Source organism: Phytoactinopolyspora endophytica (genome assembly GCF_004138495.1).
Taxonomy (GTDB): domain Bacteria; phylum Actinomycetota; class Actinomycetes; order Jiangellales; family Jiangellaceae; genus Phytoactinopolyspora; species Phytoactinopolyspora endophytica.
This window is the reverse complement of record NZ_ML142854.1, coordinates 167241-168054: the sequence shown is the minus strand read 5'-3', so window position 1 is coordinate 168054 and position 814 is coordinate 167241. Positions and strand designations below refer to the sequence as shown.

The window sequence follows — 814 nt, the reverse complement described above, 5'->3', positions numbered from 1 at the left end:
GCCAGGCCGGCACGCTCAGTGGCGTTGTAGACGTTGACCTCGATGTCCTCCGGAGGAGGAGCATCCGTGGGATCGGCGGACGGGCAGGTGGAAGTAGCCTCGCCCGGCTCGTCCGCGTCGGCGGGCTCCATGACGTTGTCCCAGCTGTACCACGCGGCACCGACCACGAACCCCACGAGAATCAGCAGGGTCACGGCTGTGCGCACGTGTCGCCACGTGTGCCGCGGCGCATTGTCATACTCCGCGTCCGTCAGCTCGTCCTGATCCGTTGGATCTTCCGGCTCCATCGCTCCTCCGCGTCAGACCCCCAACGCACGCAGAACGTCAGAACCCGCACTCGTGGCGGCTCTGAGCCCTGGCAAGCGTCTTCCGGCCATGAAGCCTAACTCGGAACCGGATCGTTCGTCGGACGAGTCCCTGGATATGGCGTGTCCTCGGCAGAACGCCTGGTCTCGCCCGGACGCGGCCGATCAGAGTTCGAGCACCCTGGCATGGATGACCGGACGCTGCTGAAGTGCGGCGCGAAGCGCCCGATGAAGGCCATCCTCCAGGTAGAACTCACCCTTCCACTCGACGACGTGGGGAAAGAGGTCGCCGAAGAAGGTGGAATCCTGTGCCAGCAATGTCTCCAGGTCAAGAGTACGTTTGACGGTGACCAACTCGTCGAGGCGGAGCAGCCGCGGCGACAGCTCAGCCCACTCGCGCAGCGTGGTGTCGTGGTCCGGGTACGGACGGCCCTCGCCCACGCGCTTAAAAATCACCTCGCGCAGTCTACAAACCTCACGCGGACAGCCGTCGACCGGCTCGCGGACGA

Annotated in this window: 1 protein-coding gene and 1 pseudogene; both read right to left on the bottom strand. The window is 65.2% G+C overall.

What is annotated here, in order from left to right:
• Positions 1 to 287: pseudogene (locus ELR45_RS35180) on the bottom strand (hypothetical protein); the annotation flags it as partial.
• A gap of 183 nt (positions 288 to 470) precedes the next feature.
• The gene (locus ELR45_RS13815) at positions 471 to 761 is read right to left on the bottom strand and encodes a type II toxin-antitoxin system VapB family antitoxin (protein WP_129666896.1); all 291 of its coding nucleotides are present in this window, start codon (positions 759 to 761) and stop codon (positions 471 to 473) included.
• Positions 762 to 814 lie beyond the last annotated feature (53 nt).